The organism is Cellulomonas sp. P2_B4 (genome assembly GCF_056404795.1).
Genome location: NZ_JBFUDI010000002.1, coordinates 65,020 through 83,909, shown reverse-complemented (window position 1 = coordinate 83,909; position 18,890 = coordinate 65,020). Strand labels below are relative to the sequence as shown.

The window sequence follows — 18,890 nt, the reverse complement described above, 5'->3', positions numbered from 1 at the left end:
TGCACCAGGTCGGCGAACAGCGGGTCGCAGCCCCGGACCACCCAGTGGCGACCGCATCTCGCGGTGCCTAGACCTCACAACAAGAGGCGGGCCCCGACCGCTGTCAGATGGACGACAACGGTGGTGGCGACGCCTCGAAGGGGGACGCGACGAACTCCAGATTCGACGTCAGTCTAGCCGGGGGAGCGGTCGCCTGTCCGGCACCGTGCGCGTGACGTCCGGCACAGGGTCACGGCAGGCCGAGTCGGGGGCCCTCGATGGCCGGGCAGGCGTTCATGACGACGTCGAGCCCGGCGGCCTCGGCACGCGCCGCGGCGTCCTCGTCGACGACGTCCAGCTGGAGCCAGACCGCACCCGCGCCGATCGCGATGGCCTGGTCGACCACCTCGCCGGCCAGGCTGCTGTTCACGAAGACGTCGACCACGTCGACATGGCCGTCCACCTCGGCGAGCGAGCTCACGCCCGAGGCGCCGTGCACCGTCTCGGCGCTCGGGTGCACGGGGACGATCTGGTGGCCGATGCCGCCGAGGTACGCCGAGACGCCGTACGCGGCCCGGGCCCGGTTCGACGACAGGCCGACCACGGCCCATCGCCCGGGGGTGCTCAGCAGCCGTCGGATCACCTCGGGGTCGTTGCGATGCGCCATGACGCCAGCGTCGCACCATCAGTCGGGATCCGCCGCGCGCCACGGTCGGGAGCCGTCGCGACGCCCGCATAGGATCGACGCCGCACAGTCGGCACGGGTACTCGGGGAGGCAGGCCATGGCAGACGACCAGGCCGTCTCCTCGCGCGTCCTGACGGTCCCGAACGCGATCAGCTTCGCCCGGCTCCTGCTCGTGCCCGTCTTCGCGGTGCTGCTGGCCATGGGCAGCGACGGCTGGGCGATCCTCGTCCTGGCGGTCTCCGGCGCCTCCGACTGGCTCGACGGGGTGCTCGCGCGCCGCCTCGGGCAGGTCTCGCGCCTCGGTCAGCTGCTCGACCCCGCCGCGGACCGCCTGTTCATCATCGTCACGCTCGTGGCCCTGGCCTGGCGGGACGTCGTCCCGTGGTGGCTCCTGGTCGTGCTGGTCCTGCGGGACGTGGTGCTCGGCATCATGCTCCTCGTGCTCGGCCGGGCGGGCTACGCACCGCTGCCCGTGCACCTGGCGGGCAAGGCCGGCACGTTCGCACTGCTCTACGCGTTCCCGCTGCTGCTGCTCGCCGAGGTCGACTCCTGGGTCGGTGTCGTCGCGGGTGTCGTCGGCTGGGCGTTCGCGCTGTGGGGCGTGGCGCTGTACTGGTTCGCCGGAGCGCTGTACCTGGCGCAGGCCGCCCGCCTGCTGCGCGCGCCCGCGGAACCGGCATGACGTCCCGGCACGGCGCCGACGGCGGCCTGCCGGTCGCGCCCACCCGTCCGCCCGACGCGTCCATGACCCTGCTGACGGAGGTCTACCGCCGGCCGCTCGACCCGGGGTACGCCGAGGCGGCGGCCCGGCGGGCCGAGGGCAAGGCGCACCCCCGCACGGCGCGCTCGGTCTCGACCCTCGTCGCGATCGCGGTGGTGCTCGGGCTCGGCACCACCGCCGCGACGATCGCCCTGCGCCAGCCCGCGAGCTCGGTGCAGCGCGCGCGCGAGATCCTCGAGGACCAGATCGGGGAGCGCACGGACAAGGCCGACGACCTGCAGACCCAGATCGACGACCTCACCGCGGAGGTCGGCACGCTCCAGAGCGAGGTCCTCGGCGACGACGACCTCGCTCTGCGGGACGCTGCCGACGACGTCGCGGTCGAGTCGGGCGTCGTGCCGGTCGAAGGGCGCGGGCTGCGCCTCGAGCTCTCGGACGCCCCGTCGGACGATCCCGACACCCAGGACCCGCGGGAGCGCGTGCAGGACGGCGACCTCCAGGTGGTGGTCAACGGACTGTGGGCGTCGGGGGCCGAGGCGATCGCGATCAACGGGCAGCGCCTCACGTCCATGACGGCCATCCGGTCCGCCGGCGACGCGGTCCTCGTCGACCTCGTGCCGCTGAGCAGCCCGTACAAGGTGGACGCGATCGGTGACCCCGTCGCGATGCAGACGGCGCTCGCCCGCACCACCGCCGGCCAGCTCATGTCCACGCTGCGCACGACCTTCGGTATCGGCGTGCAGATGTCGTCGCAGTCCCGGCTCAAGCTCCCCGGCACCGGACCGGTCACGCTGCACGACGCGACCGTCCTCGGCTCGTCGGAGTCCGACGGCTCGACGGAGCCGACGCCGGACGACACGACCGGGTCGACCAGCGACGCGGACGGCGCGGAACGTGCGCCCGACGAGTCGGGTGTGGCATGGTCGGCACGTCTTTCGGGGAGGGGAGTCAGATGATCGCCGTCATCGGGCTGCTCATCGGCGTCGTCGGTGGGCTGCTCCTGCAGCCGACGGTGCCCACGGAGCTGCAGCCGTACCTGCCGATCGCCGTGGTCGCCGCCCTCGACGCGCTCTTCGGCGGCCTGCGCGCCATGCTCGACGGCATCTTCGACGACCGCGTCTTCCTCATCTCGTTCCTGTCGAACGTCGTGGTCGCCGCCCTCATCGTCTTCCTCGGCGACCAGCTCGGTGTCGGCACGCAGCTGTCGACGGCGGTGGTCGTCGTGCTCGGGATCCGGATCTTCTCCAACGCAGCCTCGATCCGCCGGCACCTGTTCAAGGCATGACCGTGGCGGGCTCTCCGAACGACGACGACGACGGCCGCTGCGAGGCCGACGCCGTCGTCGACCGCCCGAGCGACCTCGAGGTCTTCGACGCGCTCAACGAACCGCGCCCCGACCTCGCCGGGCCGGTCGTCAACGACGACGAGTCGCCGCTCGCCGCTGCGGCCGCCGCCGAGCTCGCGCGCGCCGAGGCCATCGAGCAGGCGCGTGCCGAGGCGATCGAGGAGACGTTCGCGGACGCGCTCGGAGATGTCGAGCCCAGCGCGGACGCGCCCGAGCAGCTGGAGGCCGAGGACACGGGACCGCAGGCCGCGACCGTCGAGCCGGAGCTCACGGTCGGGCCTGACGTCGACGACGAGAACGCGGTCGCGTCGTCGGGCCCGGACACGACCGACGAGCCGAACGAGGCCGAACCCGGCCCGTGGTCGGTGCTCGGCCGCGCCCTGCGACCGCGGATGACCCGGGCGCAGGTGCTCGCCGGCGTCCTGTGCGCCCTGCTGGGGTTCGCGCTCGTGGTCCAGGTGCGTCAGGCCGCCGGCGCCGACCTCAGCACGATGCGCCAGCAGGACCTGGTGCGCATCCTCGACGAGGTCACCAACCGCGGGGACGCCCTCGCCGACGAGTCCGCGGACCTGACGCGCGAGCGCGACCAGCTGCTCTCCGGCTCCGACCGGCGCCAGGCCGCGCTGGACGCCCTGCGCCGCAGCGCGGAGACCCAGGGCATCCTCACGGGCCGTCTGCCGGCCGAGGGCCCGGGAGTCGTCGTGACGCTCACGGAGCCCGACGGTCTGATCAAGCCGAACACGATGCTCGGCGTGCTCGAGGAGCTGCGCAACGCGGGCGCCGAGGCCATCGAGCTGAACGGTCAGCGGGTGACTGCGAGCAGCGCGTTCACGGGGACGGCGGGCGCGATCGTGCTCGACGGTGTGAACCTCACCTCCCCGTACATGTGGATCGCGATCGGCGACCCCGACACGATCGACCCCGCCCTGCAGATCCCCGGCGGCGCGATGGCGCAGGTCCGCAACAACGGCGGGCAGGGTGACGTGGAGCAGCGGGACAACGTCCAGATCACGGCGTTGCGGGTGATTCCCGACCCCGTGTACGCCACGCCCGTGCCGCCGTCGGGCGGATGATCCGGGTTTCGCGACACCACGTCGGGGGCACGCTCGTCGACGGTGCTGCGCGGGGCGGCCCGGTCCGCATAGGGTGTGTGGACGCATGACGACGAGCACGCACTCGTCGTCGGTACCGGGCCGGGAGGTGGCATGAGCAGCGAGGACCCGCAGGTGGGTGGACCGCCGTCCGGACCGGACACGACCATGAGCTTCGGCGCGATCGAGCCCGTCGAGGTCGAGATCGAGGCCGGCGCCCCGGTCGGGCTGACCCCGGACGAGGTCGGTGCCGTCAACGCGCTGCCCCCCACCTCCGCGCTGCTCGTCATGCAGCGCGGCCCCAGCGCCGGCGCACGGTTCCTGCTCGACGCGGAGCGCACCGTCGCGGGCCGGTCGACGGGGGCGGACATCTTCCTCGACGACGTGACGGTCTCCCGCAAGCACGCCGAGTTCGTCCGCGAGGGCAACCAGTTCGTGGTGCGCGACATCGGCTCACTGAACGGCACGTACGTGAACCGCACCCGCATCGACCAGTCGGTGCTCCGCTCGGGCGACGAGGTGCAGATCGGCAAGTACCGCATGACGTTCCACCCCAGCCCGCACCGGGACGCGGCAGGCGCGTGAACGGACCGAACGGATCGACCGGGGGCACCGCGTGGTGAGTGCACGACCGCAGCGGCTGGACGCTGTCGAGACGCCTGCACCCACGCAGGAGACGCCCGCGACGGACGAGCTGTGGCCGCGCGGCATCTCCCGTCGGGCGACGATGCGGATCTCCGACGTGCTCGCCTCGCTCCAGCTCGAGTTCCCCGCCGTGACCACGTCCAAGCTGCGCTTCCTCGAGGAGCAGGGGCTGATCGAGCCGGTCCGCACGGCGTCCGGCTACCGCCAGTACTCGCCGGCCGACGTCGAGCGCCTGCGCTTCGTCCTGCGCCAGCAGCGCGACCGCTACATGCCACTGAAGGTCATCGGCGAGCGCCTGGCCGCCCTGGACGCGGGGGAGGAGGACGAGCAGGCGCCCCGCGCCCGGCTCGCCACCCGTGACGGCGTCCGTGAGTCGTCGGGCCCGCGCCTGACCCTCGAGGTGCTCTCCCGCGAGGCTGCCGTCGAGCCGTCGTTCATCGAGGACCTGGTCACCGCCGGGATCCTGCGGCCGCACCTGTCCGGGGCGTTCGACTCGTGGGCGCTGCAGATCGTCGTCTCGGCGGCCGCGCTGGCCGAGCACGGGATCGACCCGCGGCACCTGCGTCAGTTCCGCGCCGCCGCGGACCGCCAGGCCGACCTCGTCGAGCAGGTCGTCGCGCCGTGGCGCGGGCAGCGCAGCGCGTCGAGCCGTGCACGGGCCGGGACGCTGGCCGCCGAGGTCGGCGAGCTGTGCACGCAGATGCACACGGCGCTCGTGCGTGCGGCCGTCGCCGACCTCGCACCGTAACGGGACCGATACACGCCGATCCGCACAAGGGGGGCGCCGGATCGCCTGCGGCGTCGTAGGTTGGGCCGTATGGGGGAAGACGCCGAGCTGATTCCCGTCGAGATCGTGGGTGTGCGTCAGCACCTCGCGGACGACGAGATCGTCGTGCTGCTCCTGGACCCCGACTCCGAGCTGCTGGTCCCCATTCTCATCGGCCCGTCCGAGGCCAGCGCGATCGCGTCGGCGCAGGCCGGCATCGTCCCGCCGCGACCGATGACGCACGACCTTCTGCGCGACGTCCTCGTCGCCACCGGTTCGGGCCTGACCCGGGTGGAGATCACCCGGCTGGAGGAGGGCGTGTTCCACGCCGAGCTCGTGCTGCGCACCGGTCCGCGCGTCGACTCGCGCGCCTCGGACGCGATCGCGCTGGCGCTGCGGTTCTCCTGCCCGGTGCTGTGCTCCGCCGAGGTGGTCGCGGTCGCCGGCGTCGAAGTCCGCACGACGTCGTCGGAACAGGACCTGGAGAAGTTCCGCCGGTTCCTCGACCTGGTCACCCCGGAGGACTTCGGCACCGGCAGCGAGCCGGACGACGAGGGCCTCTGACCCGAACCTTCGCGTTCAGGTTGAAGGTGAGACTCGCGGACGCCGACACGCCCGGAGGCGTCATGGCATCTGCCCCTCGACGGGCCTACTGTGGCACGTAGCCGGGGGTACCCAGGGGCGCAGTCGACCCGACCGGCGTTCGACGAGTGGAGGATTCGTGACCAGCACCGAGAATGCCGAGAGCGTCGGCGGGGTCGTTCCCCAGCGCGCACAGGGCATGCTGTTCGACGACGACCTCCCTGATCTCGACACCTCGACCGGCTACCGTGGGCCCACGGCGTGCCGCGCGGCCGGCATCACGTACCGCCAGCTCGACTACTGGGCTCGCACCGGGCTCGTCGAGCCGTCGGTCCGCCCCGCGACCGGCTCCGGGACCCAGCGCCTCTACAGCTTCCGCGACATCCTCGTGCTCAAGGTGGTCAAGCGCCTGCTGGACACGGGCGTCTCGCTGCAGCAGATCCGTACCGCCGTCAGCCACCTGCGTGAGCGCGGAGTCGACGACCTCGCGCAGATCACGCTCATGTCCGACGGTGCCAGCGTCTACGAGTGCACGTCGGCCGACGAGGTCATCGACCTGGTCCAGGGCGGTCAGGGCGTGTTCGGCATCGCCGTCGGCCGTGTCTGGCGCGAGGTCGAGGGCACCCTCGCGGCGCTGCCCAGCGAACGCGCGGACGAGGACGAGGACGTGACCGCCGAGCCGTCGCCGCACGACGAGCTCGCGATGCGCCGTCAGGCCCGTACCGCCGGCTGAACCGACGATCTCGTCCTGCGCGCGTCCTGCCTAGCGGCGGGGCGCGCGCAGTGCTCTGTCCAGCAGCGCGTCGAACGTCCGACCGAGCTCGGCGGACGCCGCCCCGGGCCAGGCGTGCACCGGCTGCGCGGCCCCCTGGGCCTGCTGCAGGGCGGCACGCTCGGGCACGAACGGCGTGAGCAGGAGCGGTCCGTAGAGCGTCTGGAGCTCCTCGAGCCGGAACGCCTGCTCCACCGAGCGGGCACGCACGCGGTTGACCACGATCCCGAGCGGCTGGAGCGCCGGCGCCGGGCCGCGGCGGAGCTCGTCGATCGTGCGCATCGCGCGGCCCACGGCCATGACCGCGAACAGCCCCGGCTCCGTGACGACGATCGCGCGGTCCGCGGCGACGAGACCCGTCCGCGTGAGTCCGCCGAGCGACGGCGGGCAGTCGATGAGGATCAGGTCGTAGCCGTTGACCCACGAGAGCGCGTACCGCAGACGCTCGACGTCGTTGTCGCGCATCCGGTCGTGGTCGGCCGAGCGCTCCGAGCCCACGAGGACGTCGAGCCCCTCGTCGGCCCACGACGAGCGGACCGTCGCCGCCTCCATCGTCGCGGCGCCCGGGAGCTCCAGCACCGAGGCCACGTCGGCGGTGTCCGGGCGCGTGCCGAGCGCCATCGTGGCGTCGCCCTGCGGGTCCAGGTCGATCACGAGGGTGCGCAGGCCGCGTTCCAGGGCGGCCGACGCCAGACCGAGGGTCACCGACGTCTTTCCGACGCCGCCCTTGAGACTGCACACCCCGAGCACCAGCACGGGCGACACCGTATCGGGGCCACGTGTCGTTCACGAAACACGCGCCGTGCGCGTTCGAGCAGCACCGGGACGCGTGCCGAGAGAGACTGCGAGTCATGAGCACTCGCCTGTCCCGCTGGGGCCACTCCTGCGTCCGTCTCGACCGTGGCGACGACCACCTGGTGATCGACCCGGGCGCCTTCTCCGACATCCCCGGTGCCCTCGACGGCGTCTCGGCCGTCCTGGTCACCCACGAGCACGCCGACCACGTGGTCCCGGACGCCGTGGTGGCGGCGGGGGTCGAGGTCTGGGCGCCGCAGCCCGTGATCGACCTCCTGGCCGAGGCGGGCGCGCCGGGCGACCGGCTGCACGTCGTGCGCGCCGGGGACACCGTCGAGGCGGGTGGCTTCGACGTCGCCGTACTGGGGGAGTGGCACGCGCTGATCCACCCCGACGTCCCCCGGGCCGCGAACGTGGGGTACCTCGTCTCGGGAGTCCTGCACCCCGGCGACGCGTTCGTCGACCCCCTCGGATCCTCCGTCGACGTGCTGATGACCCCGATCGGCGGTCCGTGGCTCAAGATCAGCGAGGTCGTCGACTACGTGCGATCGGTCGGCCCGGGCCGCCTCGTCACGATCCACGACGCCCAGCTGTCGCCACCCGGGGTGGGGCTCGCCTCGACGCTCGTCGGCCGGCTCGGCGGTGCCGGCGACCCGGTCCTGCTCGGCCCGGGGGAGTCGATCGAGCTGTAGAGGCAGCGCGCCGGCCCGCGGGTGCGTACCGTGAACCTCGTCGGAGGGAGACGATCGTGACGCAGCCTGCAGGCCACGACGGCCACTCGCACGAGGTGCCCGAGCTCGAGTACGACGAGTCGGTGCCGCCCCGCCCGGAGGAGGAGATAGCGGACGCCGCCCGGTCCGTCCCCGACCCGGCGGGACACGGCGGCTGACGGATCCGATCGCGGCGCGCGACGCGCCCTGACGGCGTCCGTGCCCGACGTGCGGCATCCTGTCCTGGTGCTGATCCAACGCGTGGGTGAGGACGACTGGGAGATCGTCCGCGACGTCCGGCTGCGGGCGGTCCGCGAGAACCCCGAGATCTTCGGCGCGTCGCTTGCCCGGGAGAACCGGTTCGTCGAGTCGCACTGGCGCATGCGCCTGCGCACGAGCCCCACCTGGATCGCCCTGGACGACGCCGGCACCGGCCGCGGGATCGTCCAGATGCTCCAGGAGCCCGGTTCGCCGGTCGACGACCGGCACATCATCTCGTTGTGGGTCGCGCCCGAGTCTCGTCGCCAGGGCTTCGGCTGGGCGCTCCTGGACGCCGTGCGCCAGGCGGCTGTACAGGACGGCGCGAGCACGCTGTCGCTGTGGCTCGTCGACAACAACCACGCCGCCGGCGACCTGTACGTCCGGGCCGGCTACGCGCGGACGGGGGAGCGGCAGGCGCTCTCGCGCGACGGCTCCCTGACCGAGGAGCGGTACGTCCTCACGCTCGCGCCGGCCGACGACGCGCCGTAGCGGTCAGCGCCGCCCGCGGCCCACGCGCACGCGCTCTGCGCCGATCGTCATGACGTCGGCGCTCCCTCGGCCGCCGCGAACCGCGCGCACGCCGCCTGTCGGACCAGGTGTCTCATCTCCGTCACGTCCGTCGCCAGGCGTGCGCCGTCCGCGTACGCGTCGGCCGCCGACGACAGGTCGCCTCCGAGCTCGTACAGGTGGCCGCGGACGGCGTGCCAGCGATGCCGGTTCCCGAGGACCTCGCGCAGGCGGTCGGTCTCGCGCAGCCCGGCATCGGCGCCCAGGACGTGACCGACCGCGACCGCCCGCCCGAGCACGGCGGCGGGGTCGAGGCGCACCGGGTCCTGGGTGAGGGCGACGAGGTCGTCGTACCAGGCGAGGATCTGCGGCCAGTCGGTCTCGTCCGCCCGCGCCGCGTCGTCGTGCAGCGCGGAGATCGCCGCCTCGATCTGGTAGCGACCGGGCCGCTGGGCCGCGAGCGCATCCTGCAGGACGCGCACGCCCTCGGCGATCTGACGCGTGTCCCACAGGGTGCGGTCCTGCCGGTCGAGCGTGACGATCAGCCCGTCCGGGTCCAGCCGGGCGGGGAGCCGGGCGTGGTGGAGGAGCATCAGCGCGAGCAGCCCGCGTGCCTCGGGCTCCGGGGTGGCGAGCGTCAGCTGGCGGGTGAGCCGGATCGCCTCGGCCGCGAGGTCGACCCGACCCGCATGACCCGCCGTGTAGACGAGGTAGAGCACGCGCAGCACGACCGCCAGGTCGCCGGGCTGGTCGAGCCGCCGGCCGCGCAGGTCCCGCTTGGCGCGGCTGATCCGCTGCGCCATCGTCGGCTCGGGGACGAAGAAGGCGTCCGCGATCTCCCGCGTCGTGAGGCCGCCGACCGCTCGCAGGGTCAGGGCGACCTGGGACGCGGGCGAAAGGTCGGGGTGGCAGCAGCAGAACAGCAGGAACAGCGTGTCGTCGCCGTCCTCACCGGCACCGGGGACCGGCTCGGCGTACGTGACCTCCTCGCGCCGGTCGCGTGCGGCCTCGCTGCGGCGGGCGTCGACGAGCCGTCGCGTCGCCACAGTCGTCAGCCACGCCCGGGGCTCGCGCGGGGGATGCTCGGGCCACACCCGGAGCGCCTCCAGGAGGGCCTCCTGCAGCGCGTCCTCGGCGGCGTCGAAGTCCTCGCCCCGCCGGACCAGGCCGGCGAGCACGCGCGGGACGAGGGCGCGTAGGGCGCCCTCGTCCAGCCCTGGGTCCGGCTCGGACATCAGTCGTTCGCGGGGATCTCGGACATGACCTCGCGGACGTCGATCCACTCGTACAGGGGAGTGCCACCGGGCCCGGGCTCCGACGACACGTACGCCGCGAGCTCGACCGCCCGCTCGTACGAGTCGACGTCGATCATGTACCAGCCTGCGGCCAGGTCGCTGGTCTCGGGCAGCGGGCCGTCGGTGACGACGGGCGCGGCGTCCGGGCCGCCGTAGCGCACCCACGAGCGCGCCGGCGTGAGCGCCTGCGCGTCGACGTACTCGCCGTTCTTCTCGAGCAGCTCCGAGACGTGCCTGAGGAACGCCATGTGCGCCTCGATGTCCTCGGGTGCCCACTGGTCCATCGGCGGGACCTGGCGGATGTTCTCGGGGCCGCCGCGGTAGTGCTTGAGGAGCAGGTACTTCGGCATCGTCGTTCTCCTGGTGTGTCGTGGGCCCCGTCTGTCGCGGCCCTTCACCTGGAGAGCGGAGCCGGTCGGCGCTTCTCGACATGAAATCACCGATCGACTTCGCTGCGTCGTATGTTGGCTCGGCTGGAGTCGAGAAGGGCGACGCGTGACGACGAGGACAGAGGGGATCGACCTCCCGGTCGAGCAGTTCCGCGCGGAGCTGCTGGCGTACTGCTACCGCATGCTCGGCTCGGCCCACGACGCCGAGGACCTGGTCCAGGACACGTTCCTGCGCGCCTGGCGGGCGCGGGACCAGTACGACGCGGCCCGCAGCTCGCTGCGCACGTGGTTGTACCGCATCGCGACCAACGCGTGCCTGACGGCGCTGGAGGTCCGCGGCCGCCGGCCGTTGCCGTCCGGCCTGGTGGCGGCGTCCGACCCACGCGGCCCTCTGGTCCCGGGGGAGCGCGTCGCGTGGCTGCAGCCGCTGCCGGACCCGCTGCTCGACGCCGTCGATCCCGCCCGCACGGCCGTCGACCGCAGCACTCTGCGCCTGGCGTTCGTCGCCAGCCTGCACCTGCTGTCGGCTCGGCAACGGGGTGCACTGATCCTGCGCGACGTGCTGAGCTTCTCGGCGTCCGAGTCGGCGGAGATCCTCGGCACGACCGTCGCGTCCGTGACGAGCTCGCTGCAGCGGGCGCGGGCACGGGTCAGGGCCGCCGGAGTCGGTCCGGAACCGCTGGCCGAGCCGTCCACCGCCGAGCAGCGCGCCTGGGTCGACCGGTACATGGTGGCGTTCGAAGCGGCGGACGTGGAGGGTCTCAAGCGGCTGCTCACCCACGACGTCCTCATGGAGATGCCGCCGATGCTCAACTGGTTCGTCGGCACGGACGGCTACGGCGCGTTCATGGACTGGGTGTTCGAGGTCGGTGGCACGGACTGGACCCTGGTCCCGGTCGCCGCGAACGGCCAGCCGGGCTTCGCCGCCTACCGTCGCGCCGGCGACCGCTACGAGCTGCACACGCTGCAGGTCTTCACCGTCACCGTCGAGGGGATCAGCCGCAACTCGGTGTTCCAGGACGCCGAGGTCTTCGCGTCGTTCGGTCTGGCGGCCGTCCTGGATGACCGCACGGTCCCGCGATGAGTTTCGGTCTCCCCGCCGGTATGTACTGACGAGTTCGCCGGAGCCCCGGCCGAACCGTTCAGGAGGGAGACACCGATGTCAGACAGTCGCGCGCAGGACGAGGCCGCCATCCAGGCGGTGCTGGTCGACTCCTACCGGGCGTGGGAGGCAGGCGACGCCGCCGGGATGGTGGCCGACTACACGGCGGACGCGACGGCGATCATGCCCGGCTCGCTCCGGGCGGGTCGCGACGCGATCCGCGACAGCATGGCGCTGGCCTTCGACGGACCGCTCAAGAACACCTCGACCTACAACCGGCCGCTCAGCCTGCGCTTCGTCGGCCGGGACGCGGCGATCGTGGTCAGCGAGTCCGGCATCCTGTTCGCCGGCGAGACGCAGGTGCCCGAGGCGCGGAAGGTGAACGCGACCTGGGCGTTCGAGAAGCGCGACGGGCGCTGGCTGATCGCCGGGTACCACAACAGCCCCGTGCTGCCGCCCGGCCAGTAGCCGCTGGAATGCCGCCCCCGCACCCGCGGGGGCGGCACGTCAGGCGGCCAGGTGGAACGTGCTCGCGAAGCGGTCGAGGAGGTCGCCGCGTCCGCGCAGCACCTCGACGGCGCCCGTCGCGATCGCGTGGTCGGGGGCGAGCCGCCCCGAGATGAGCCGGTGGATCTCCGGACCCGTGGCGAACGCGAGGTCGACCGGCCCGTCGCCGCGCGTCACGTCGAGCGTGGCGCCGTCCACACGGACGAGCAGCTCGACGGGTCCGAGGTGCGCCGCATAGGCGGTCGACGGCAGGTCCGCGGCCACCTGCGGACGGAACGCGGTGCGAAGAGTCATGGTCATCGCATCCGGAGTGATGATCTGCCCCTCGCGCGGGTCGCCCATCGCCTTGTTGCCCCAGGCACCGAATGCCAGGACGACCGGCTCGAGCTCGTGCCCGTACTGCGTCAGCTCGTAGACGATGATGCGCGAGCGCGGCGCCCGGCGGATGATGCCGGCCGCCTGCAGCTCCTTGAGCCGCGTCGCCAGGATGTTGCTCGGGATGCGGGGGAGTCCCGCGGCGAGCTCTCCGTAGCGACGCGGCCCGACGAGCAGGTCGCGGACGATGAGCAGCGCCCAGCGCTCGCCGACGAGCTCGAGGGCCTGCGTGATGCCGCAGTACTGCCCGTACTCGCGTGCCGGCATCGAGGTCAGGCCTGCTGGTCCGCGAGTGCCTCGGGAGCCGGGGCCGCGGCGGACGGGTCGAACCAGCCGAACTCGAGGATGTTGCCGTCGGGGTCGTTGAGCTGGCGCTGGTACATGAAGCCGTAGTCGGTCGGTTCGTGCGGTTCCGTGCCGCCGGCGGCGAGGCCGGAGGTGACGCGCGAGTCGACCGCGTCGCGACCCTCGAGGAAGATCGCGGTCGACACCGACGGGTTGACGGCCGGGTCGCCGATCGGGAGGTCGGTGAAGGTCTGGAAGTACTCGCGCGTGAGCAGCATGAGGTAGCTGTGGTCCGCCTCGACCACGATGCAGAGGCCGTTGTGGTCGGACATGGCGGGGTTGAACGTGAATCCGACCGCCGTGTAGAACGCCTTGGCGCGTTCCAGGTCGGTCACCGGCAGGTTGACGAACATCGCGGTCATGTCGAGCTCTCCCTTGTGTGTGGCGGTGGTGAGCGACTACGCGACGACGCGGTAGTCGAGAATCAGGTACCCCGTCGGCGACACCGTGCTCCGGATCGGGGTGAGGCGGATCGGCGGCAGCCCGTCGAGGAGCTTGCGGCCGGAGCCGGGCGATCGTCGGTGCGACCACGAGCCGCAGCTCGTCGACCACGCCCGCCGCGAGCAGCGCCTGCGCGACCGAGATGCTGCCGTGGACGCCGATGTCGCCACCCGGCTGGCTCTTCAGCTCACGGACGGCGTCGACCAGCGGGCCGTCGATGGCGCTCGCTCCGGCCCACTCCGGGGTGAGCGGCGTGGAGGTAGCGACGTGCTTCGGGACCGTGTTGATGAACGTGGCGAACGGCTCGATCTCGCTGTCCGGCCAGAACCCGACCCACTCGTCGTAGCTGCGGCGGCCCAGGATCACCGCGTCCTGCGTGCCGATCCAGTCGGCGCCGGCAGCGTCCGCCTCGTCGTCCCACTCGGTGAAGAACGACTGGGGGCTCTCGCCGACGCCGTCGAGGGAGAGCAGGTGGCACACGACGACTTTCCGGTCTGACGACATGAGGCGTCCTTCGTCTGGTCTCGGGGTCCAGCAGGTCGACGACTCGATACTTGCAAAAAACAAGTGCTGCGGTCAAGACTTCAGGGGAGGGAGCTCGGGGGAGCCACGCGGGCGACCGCCGTCAGGCGTTCAGGGCGTCGTGGGTCAAGAGAGCGAGCGGCCGGAGCACCAGCGTCAGGACACCGAGGACGATCGCTGCGACGGCAGACTGCCGCCGTAGCGTCGCGTCGTCACGCCGGCTCGGCGCTGTGCTGATCCGCCGGCCGGTCACCGCCGGGAATCCGTCCAGTGGCGCCGGCGCAGCATGGGCAGGCTGACCGCGAGCAGCAGCAGAAGGACCGTGCGGACGAGCATGGCGGGTCGCTCGCCTCGGGGAGGGCCGTTTCGTGCAGGTGCGGGTCGACCGCGCGGCACTCCGGAACCGTATTGTCATAATGTGCATTATCGGCGTTTGCCTCGGTATGTGCCGCAGACGGCTTTCCCGCATATCACCCGCTCGGGACGATCCCAGGATGAACCGGGCGCGGTCTACGCTCCGATGGACGGTCCCGCGTGCGAGACCGGCCCGACGGCGGACGCGGCTCGCCCGTACACCCTGGCGACGGCGCACCGCGTCGACGTCGGACCAAAAGGAGAACACGATGCCGCGGATGCTACGTCGCGCAGCAGTACTCGGGGCCACGGCCCACGTCGCCTCGAACCGAGGTGCCGCCCAGGCGAACGCAGCGAACGCTGCGGCGCAGGAGGCGAGCGCTCCGGAGCAGGTGGCCGCCCCGGTGGAGGCCGCACCGCCGGCCGCACCGGCAGCCGCACCCACCGACGTCTACGCGGACCTCGCCAAGCTCAAGGAGCTCCTCGACGCGGGCGTCCTGACCCAGGCAGAGTTCGACGCGCAGAAGACGAAGCTCCTCAACGCCTGACGCGCGACGCAGGACAGGTGCCGTCTTCCGAGGGCACTCGAACATCGGTGTGAAGGAGCTCAGCATGCCCATCGGTCCCGTCCAGCTGCTCGTCGTCGGTTTCGAGGAGCCCAACTTCTCCGGGGAGATCCTGGAGGAGCTCGCCCGGCTGCGGGAGAACGAGCTCATCCGCCTCATCGACGTCCTCGTCGTCGAGAAGACGGTCGACGGCGAGGTCGTCGCCCTGAGCTGGAGCGACCTGTCGGTCGACGAGGCGGAGGACTTCGGCGCCACGGTCGGCGCGCTCCTCGGCCTCGGTCTGGCCGGCGAGGCCGGTCTCGAGGCCGGCGCCCTGCTCGGGCTCGAGGCGGGGTCCGACGGCCACGTCATCGACGAGGAGCGCGCGTGGGACGTCGCGGCGCAGATCCCGAACGGGTCCGCGGCCGCCATCGCGCTGATCGAGCACGTCTGGGCTGCACCGCTGCGCGACGCGATCGCCCGCGCCGGCGGCGTCCCGATCAGCGACGGGTGGGTGCACCCGCTCGACCTGGTCGAGATCGGGCTGCTCGCCTCCGAGGAGTTCGACGACGCCTGACCCGACCAGGCCTCCCCCGCGACGGTCGTCGACCGGGCGGCTCGCGCGTCCCCCACGACGCGCGGGCCGCCGCGGCGGCCGACGCACGGGTCAGGAGACGGGCCGTCGGCTCAGCTCACGGCCGCTCTCACGAGCGCGGCGATGCGCTTCTCGTCGTCGTGCGTCAGTGCCTTGAGCGCGAACGAGGTCGGCCACATCGAGCCGTCGTCCAACGATGCCGTGTCGTTGAAGCCGAGGGTCGCGTACCGCGTCTTGAACTTCCCGGAGGCCTGGAAGAAGACCACGACCTTGCCGTCCTTGGCGTAGGCGGGCTGGCCGTACCAGGTCTTGGGCTCCAGGTCCGGCGCGACGTCGGTGACGATGGCGTGGACCCGCTCGGCGATCGCGCGGTCGGCGTCGTCCATCTCGGCGATCTTCTCGAGCAGGTCGGTGAGCCCGTCGACCTTCTTGCCCCTGGGGCGGACCTCCTTGGCACGCTCCTTCATCGCGGCGCGCTCTTCGGCGGTGAAGCCTTCGGTCGTGGTGTCGGTCCGGTCAGCCATCGGTCGATCCCTCCACAGGTCGTGCCTCGGTGGACCCCACGTCGTCGTGGGGTGACGAGCACCGCTCAGCAGCCTACGCAGCCCGCCAGGCGTCCGCCGAGATCCCGGGACGCCAGCTCGTGGCCGACGTCCCGGGATCGCTCGCGTCAGCCGACCGCCCGGGTCACCAGGTCGGTGATCCGCTGCTCGGCGGCGGCGGTCAGCCGGGTCAGCGCGAACTCCGTCGGCCACAGCACGTCGTCGTCCAGCGCGGCCGAGTCGCTGAAGCCGAGCGTCGCGTACCGCGCCTTGAACTTGGCGGCCGGCTTGAAGAACAGCACGACCTTGCCGTCCTTCGCGTAGGCGGGCATGCCGTACCAGGTCTTCGGCTCGAGCCCGGGTGCGGCGTCCGTCACCAGGACGTGCAGACGCTCCGCCATCGTCCGGTCGGCGTCCTCCATCTCGGCGACCTTCTCGAGCAGGTCGGCCAGCCCGTCGGCCTTCTTGCCCGCGGACCGCACCTCCCGGGCACGGTCCTTCATGGCGGCGCGCTCGGCGGCGGTGAAGCCCTCGGTGGCCTCGGTCGTGTTCGTCATGGCGGGTTCCTCTCGTGAGTGCCTGTCACCCACTCGACGTTCCTCGTCGGCCATGTGTGACAGGCGCCCGCTCAGGAACCGACGTACGCCGCCAGGTGCTCGCCCGTGAGGGTCGACCGGTCGGCGACGAGCGTCGCCGGAGTGCCCTCGAAGACGACCAGGCCGCCGTCGTGGCCGGCGCCCGGACCGAGGTCGATGATCCAGTCGGCGTGCGCCATGACGGCCTGGTGGTGCTCGATCACGATGACGGACTTGCCGGAGTCGACCAACCGGTCGAGCAGCCCCAGCAGGTTCTCGACGTCCGCCAGGTGCAGGCCGGTGGTCGGCTCGTCGAGGATGTAGACGTCACCCTTCTCCCCCATGTGCGTCGCCAGCTTGAGCCGCTGCCGCTCGCCACCGGACAGCGTGGGCAGGGGCTGGCCGAGGCGCAGGTAGCCGAGCCCGACGTCCACGAGACGGGCGAGGATCGTGTGCGCCGCGGGGGTGCGTGCCTCCCCCGTCCGGAAGAACTCCTCGGCCTCGGCGACCGACATCGACAGCACCTCGCTGATGTCCCGGCCAGCCAGGTGGTACTCGAGCACCGAGGCGTCGAACCGCCTGCCCTCGCAGACCTCGCACGTCGTCGCGACCGTGGCCATCGGACCGAGGTCGGTGTAGATGACGCCGGCGCCGTTGCAGTTCGGGCAGGCGCCCTCGGAGTTGGCGCTGAACAGGGCGGGCTTGACGTTGTTGGCCTTGGCGAACGCCTTGCGGATCGGCTCGAGCAGTCCCGTGTACGTGGCGGGGTTGCTGCGGCGGGACCCCTTGATCGCGCCCTGGTCGATGGACACGACGCCCGCGTCGTCCGGGATCGACCCGTGCACCAGCGAGCTCTTGCCGGAGCCCGCGACCCCGGTGATGACGACGAGCACCCCCAACGGGATGTCGACGTCGACGTCGCGCAGGTTGTTCGCCTTCGCCCCGCGGATCTCGAGCGTGCCCGACGGAGCCCGGAAGGTCTCCTTGAGCACGGACCGGTCGTCGAGGTGGCGGCCTGTGAGGGTTCCGCTCGCGCGCAGGTCGTCGACGGTGCCCTCGAAGCAGATCGTCCCTCCGTCGGTCCCGGCGCCGGGGCCGAGGTCGACGACGTGGTCGCCGATTACGATCGTCTCCGGCTTGTGCTCCACGACGAGCACCGTGTTGCCCTTGTCGCGCAGCGCCAGGAGCAGGGTGTTCATCCGCTGGATGTCGTGCGGGTGCAGCCCGATCGTCGGCTCGTCGAACACGTACGTGACGTCGGTCAGCGACGAGCCGAGGTGCCGGATCATCTTGGTCCGCTGCGCCTCGCCGCCCGACAGCGTTCCCGACGGGCGGTCGAGCGACAGGTAGCCCAGGCCGATGTCGACGAACGAGTCGAGGATGGCCCGCAGGTTCTTCAGCAGCGGTGCGACCGACGGCTCGTCGAGCCCGCGCACCCACTCGGCCAGGTCGCTGATCTGCATCGCGCAGGCGTCGGCGATGTTGACGCCGCCGATCCGGGAGGACCGGGCGCCCTCGTTCAACCGGCTGCCGCCGCAGTCGGGGCACCGCGTGAAGGTCACGGCACGGTCGACGAACGCGCGGATGTGCGGCTGCATCGCCTCCTTGTCCTTCGAGAGCATCGACTTCTCGATCCGCGGGATCAGTCCCTCGTACGTCATGTTGATGCCGGCGATCTTCATCCGGACGGGCTCGTGGTAGAGGAAGTCGTGCAGCTCCTGCTCGGTGAAGTCGCGGATCGGCGTCGCCGGGTCGAAGAAGCCGGACTCCATGTAGAGCCGCGTGTTCCAGCCGCCCCCGGTGTACCCCGGGATAGTGAGCGCGTCCTGCGCGAGCGACTTGGAGTCGTCGTAGAGCTGCGTCAGGTCGATGCTCGTGGCGCTGCCCATGCCCTCGCACCGCGGGCACATGCCACCGGTCACCGTGAAGCTGCGACGCTCCTTGACGGTCTCGCCGCCGCGCTCCATCGTGATCGCGCCGGCGCCGGACACCGAGGCGACGTTGAACGAGAACGCCTGGGGCGAGCCGAGGTGCGGCTGGCCCACCCGGCTGAACAGGATCCGGAGCATCGCGTTCGCGTCCGTCGCGGTGCCGACGGTGGACCGCACGTTGGCGCCCATCCGCTCCTGGTCGACGATGATCGCGGTGGTCAGGCCGTCGAGCACGTCGACGTCGGGGCGGGCCAGGCTCGGCATGAAGCCCTGCACGAAGCTGCTGTACGTCTCGTTGATCATGCGCTGGGACTCGGCGGCGATCGTGCCGAAGACCAGCGAGCTCTTGCCGGAGCCCGAGACGCCGGTGAACACCGTCAGGCGGCGCTTGGGCAGCTCGACGCTGATGTCCTTGAGGTTGTTCTCGCGCGCCCCCTGGACGCGGATCAGATCGTGGCTGTCGGCAAAGAGCTGTGCGGGCAACTGTGCAGGCAACTGCGTGTCCGTCCTCG

24 protein-coding genes and 1 pseudogene are annotated in these 18,890 nt (G+C 72.0%); 15 read left to right on the top strand and 10 right to left on the bottom strand.

Annotated elements, in window-relative coordinates:
- Positions 1-229 precede the first annotated feature (229 nt).
- A complete protein-coding gene (locus tag AC1DZC_RS02945) occupies positions 230-646 on the bottom strand; it encodes a CoA-binding protein (protein ID WP_477042189.1) in 417 nt (138 codons plus the stop codon).
- Between the two features lie 116 nt (positions 647-762).
- Here AC1DZC_RS02945 and clsA point away from each other — a divergent pair, with 116 nt between their 5' ends.
- The 8 genes from clsA to AC1DZC_RS02905 all read left to right on the top strand — a co-directional run bounded on the left by clsA (position 763) and on the right by AC1DZC_RS02905 (position 6,548).
- Positions 763-1,347, top strand: coding sequence for a cardiolipin synthase ClsA (gene clsA / locus AC1DZC_RS02940; protein ID WP_477042188.1), 585 nt, complete (start codon positions 763-765; stop codon positions 1,345-1,347).
- The gene (locus tag AC1DZC_RS02935) at positions 1,344-2,342 is read left to right on the top strand and encodes a DUF881 domain-containing protein (RefSeq protein WP_477042187.1); all 999 of its coding nucleotides are present in this window, start codon (positions 1,344-1,346) and stop codon (positions 2,340-2,342) included. The genes clsA and AC1DZC_RS02935 overlap by 4 nt, the downstream gene beginning before the upstream one ends.
- Positions 2,339-2,671 (top strand): small basic family protein, encoded by a 333-nt coding sequence (locus AC1DZC_RS02930; protein WP_456824714.1) that lies wholly within the window; start codon positions 2,339-2,341, stop codon positions 2,669-2,671. Before AC1DZC_RS02935 ends, AC1DZC_RS02930 begins: the two co-directional genes overlap by 4 nt.
- A gap of 2 nt (positions 2,672-2,673) precedes the next feature.
- On the top strand, positions 2,674-3,804 hold the full coding sequence (locus AC1DZC_RS02925) for a DUF881 domain-containing protein (RefSeq protein ID WP_477042186.1): 1,131 nt from the start codon (positions 2,674-2,676) through the stop codon (positions 3,802-3,804).
- Positions 3,805-3,936: 132 nt separating this feature from the next.
- Entirely contained in the window at positions 3,937-4,407 is a 471-nt protein-coding gene (locus AC1DZC_RS02920; protein WP_477039361.1) for an FHA domain-containing protein, read from the top strand.
- A gap of 55 nt (positions 4,408-4,462) precedes the next feature.
- Entirely contained in the window at positions 4,463-5,215 is a 753-nt protein-coding gene (gene ftsR, locus AC1DZC_RS02915; protein ID WP_477042448.1) for a transcriptional regulator FtsR, read from the top strand.
- A gap of 69 nt (positions 5,216-5,284) precedes the next feature.
- Positions 5,285-5,797, top strand: a complete 513-nt coding sequence (locus AC1DZC_RS02910) for a bifunctional nuclease family protein (RefSeq protein ID WP_477039362.1) — start codon at positions 5,285-5,287, stop codon at positions 5,795-5,797.
- A 157-nt stretch (positions 5,798-5,954) separates the two neighbouring features.
- Positions 5,955-6,548, top strand: a complete 594-nt coding sequence (locus AC1DZC_RS02905; RefSeq protein WP_477039363.1) for a MerR family transcriptional regulator — start codon at positions 5,955-5,957, stop codon at positions 6,546-6,548.
- 30 nt (positions 6,549-6,578) lie between these two features.
- Here AC1DZC_RS02905 and AC1DZC_RS02900 read toward each other — a convergent pair whose 3' ends face one another.
- Complete coding sequence (locus AC1DZC_RS02900; RefSeq protein ID WP_477039364.1) at positions 6,579-7,343, bottom strand: ParA family protein; 765 nt, start codon at positions 7,341-7,343, stop codon at positions 6,579-6,581.
- 95 nt (positions 7,344-7,438) lie between these two features.
- Here AC1DZC_RS02900 and AC1DZC_RS02895 point away from each other — a divergent pair, with 95 nt between their 5' ends.
- The 3 genes from AC1DZC_RS02895 (at position 7,439) to AC1DZC_RS02885 (ending at position 8,842) form a co-directional block, all read left to right on the top strand.
- Positions 7,439-8,074, top strand: coding sequence for an MBL fold metallo-hydrolase (locus AC1DZC_RS02895; RefSeq protein ID WP_477042185.1), 636 nt, complete (start codon positions 7,439-7,441; stop codon positions 8,072-8,074).
- 56 nt (positions 8,075-8,130) lie between these two features.
- A complete protein-coding gene (locus AC1DZC_RS02890) occupies positions 8,131-8,271 on the top strand; it encodes a hypothetical protein (protein ID WP_477039366.1) in 141 nt (46 codons plus the stop codon).
- Between the two features lie 67 nt (positions 8,272-8,338).
- A complete protein-coding gene (locus AC1DZC_RS02885) occupies positions 8,339-8,842 on the top strand; it encodes a GNAT family N-acetyltransferase (RefSeq protein ID WP_477039367.1) in 504 nt (167 codons plus the stop codon).
- Positions 8,843-8,889: 47 nt separating this feature from the next.
- On the opposite strand, the gene AC1DZC_RS02880 is transcribed toward AC1DZC_RS02885, so the two are convergent.
- Together AC1DZC_RS02880 and AC1DZC_RS02875 are read right to left on the bottom strand one after the other, a co-directional pair.
- Positions 8,890-10,095 (bottom strand): RNA polymerase sigma factor, encoded by a 1,206-nt coding sequence (locus tag AC1DZC_RS02880; protein ID WP_477042184.1) that lies wholly within the window; start codon positions 10,093-10,095, stop codon positions 8,890-8,892.
- Complete coding sequence (locus AC1DZC_RS02875; RefSeq protein ID WP_477039369.1) at positions 10,095-10,505, bottom strand: YciI family protein; 411 nt, start codon at positions 10,503-10,505, stop codon at positions 10,095-10,097. The genes AC1DZC_RS02880 and AC1DZC_RS02875 overlap by 1 nt, the downstream gene beginning before the upstream one ends.
- Positions 10,506-10,650: 145 nt before the next feature.
- On the opposite strand from AC1DZC_RS02875, the gene AC1DZC_RS02870 reads away from it, so the two are divergent.
- Both AC1DZC_RS02870 and AC1DZC_RS02865 read left to right on the top strand, forming a co-directional pair.
- Positions 10,651-11,628 carry an RNA polymerase subunit sigma-70 gene (locus AC1DZC_RS02870; protein ID WP_477042183.1) on the top strand — a complete coding sequence of 326 codons (978 nt, stop codon included), beginning with the start codon at positions 10,651-10,653 and terminating at the stop codon, positions 11,626-11,628.
- Between the two features lie 75 nt (positions 11,629-11,703).
- Positions 11,704-12,114 carry an SgcJ/EcaC family oxidoreductase gene (locus AC1DZC_RS02865; RefSeq protein ID WP_477039371.1) on the top strand — a complete coding sequence of 137 codons (411 nt, stop codon included), beginning with the start codon at positions 11,704-11,706 and terminating at the stop codon, positions 12,112-12,114.
- 39 nt (positions 12,115-12,153) lie between these two features.
- Here AC1DZC_RS02865 and AC1DZC_RS02860 read toward each other — a convergent pair whose 3' ends face one another.
- The 3 genes and pseudogenes from AC1DZC_RS02860 to AC1DZC_RS02850 form a co-directional block, all read right to left on the bottom strand.
- A complete protein-coding gene (locus AC1DZC_RS02860; protein ID WP_477042447.1) occupies positions 12,154-12,795 on the bottom strand; it encodes a winged helix-turn-helix transcriptional regulator in 642 nt (213 codons plus the stop codon).
- Positions 12,796-12,800: 5 nt separating this feature from the next.
- Complete coding sequence (locus AC1DZC_RS02855) at positions 12,801-13,235, bottom strand: VOC family protein (protein ID WP_477042182.1); 435 nt, start codon at positions 13,233-13,235, stop codon at positions 12,801-12,803.
- 211 nt (positions 13,236-13,446) lie between these two features.
- Positions 13,447-13,818 (bottom strand): annotated as a pseudogene (locus tag AC1DZC_RS02850) (dihydrofolate reductase family protein); the annotation flags it as partial.
- 641 nt (positions 13,819-14,459) lie between these two features.
- Here AC1DZC_RS02850 and AC1DZC_RS02845 point away from each other — a divergent pair.
- Both AC1DZC_RS02845 and AC1DZC_RS02840 read left to right on the top strand, forming a co-directional pair.
- Entirely contained in the window at positions 14,460-14,738 is a 279-nt protein-coding gene (locus AC1DZC_RS02845) for an SHOCT domain-containing protein (protein WP_477042181.1), read from the top strand.
- Between the two features lie 64 nt (positions 14,739-14,802).
- Positions 14,803-15,312 carry a hypothetical protein gene (locus AC1DZC_RS02840; RefSeq protein ID WP_477039377.1) on the top strand — a complete coding sequence of 170 codons (510 nt, stop codon included), beginning with the start codon at positions 14,803-14,805 and terminating at the stop codon, positions 15,310-15,312.
- A 110-nt stretch (positions 15,313-15,422) separates the two neighbouring features.
- Here AC1DZC_RS02840 and AC1DZC_RS02835 read toward each other — a convergent pair whose 3' ends face one another.
- The 3 genes from AC1DZC_RS02835 to AC1DZC_RS02825 all read right to left on the bottom strand — a co-directional run bounded on the left by AC1DZC_RS02835 (position 15,423) and on the right by AC1DZC_RS02825 (position 18,861).
- A complete protein-coding gene (locus AC1DZC_RS02835; RefSeq protein WP_477042180.1) occupies positions 15,423-15,854 on the bottom strand; it encodes an iron chaperone in 432 nt (143 codons plus the stop codon).
- Between the two features lie 146 nt (positions 15,855-16,000).
- A complete protein-coding gene (locus tag AC1DZC_RS02830) occupies positions 16,001-16,429 on the bottom strand; it encodes an iron chaperone (RefSeq protein ID WP_477042179.1) in 429 nt (142 codons plus the stop codon).
- Positions 16,430-16,500: 71 nt separating this feature from the next.
- Positions 16,501-18,861 (bottom strand): ATP-binding cassette domain-containing protein, encoded by a 2,361-nt coding sequence (locus AC1DZC_RS02825; RefSeq protein ID WP_477042178.1) that lies wholly within the window; start codon positions 18,859-18,861, stop codon positions 16,501-16,503.
- Positions 18,862-18,890: the final 29 nt, after the last annotated feature.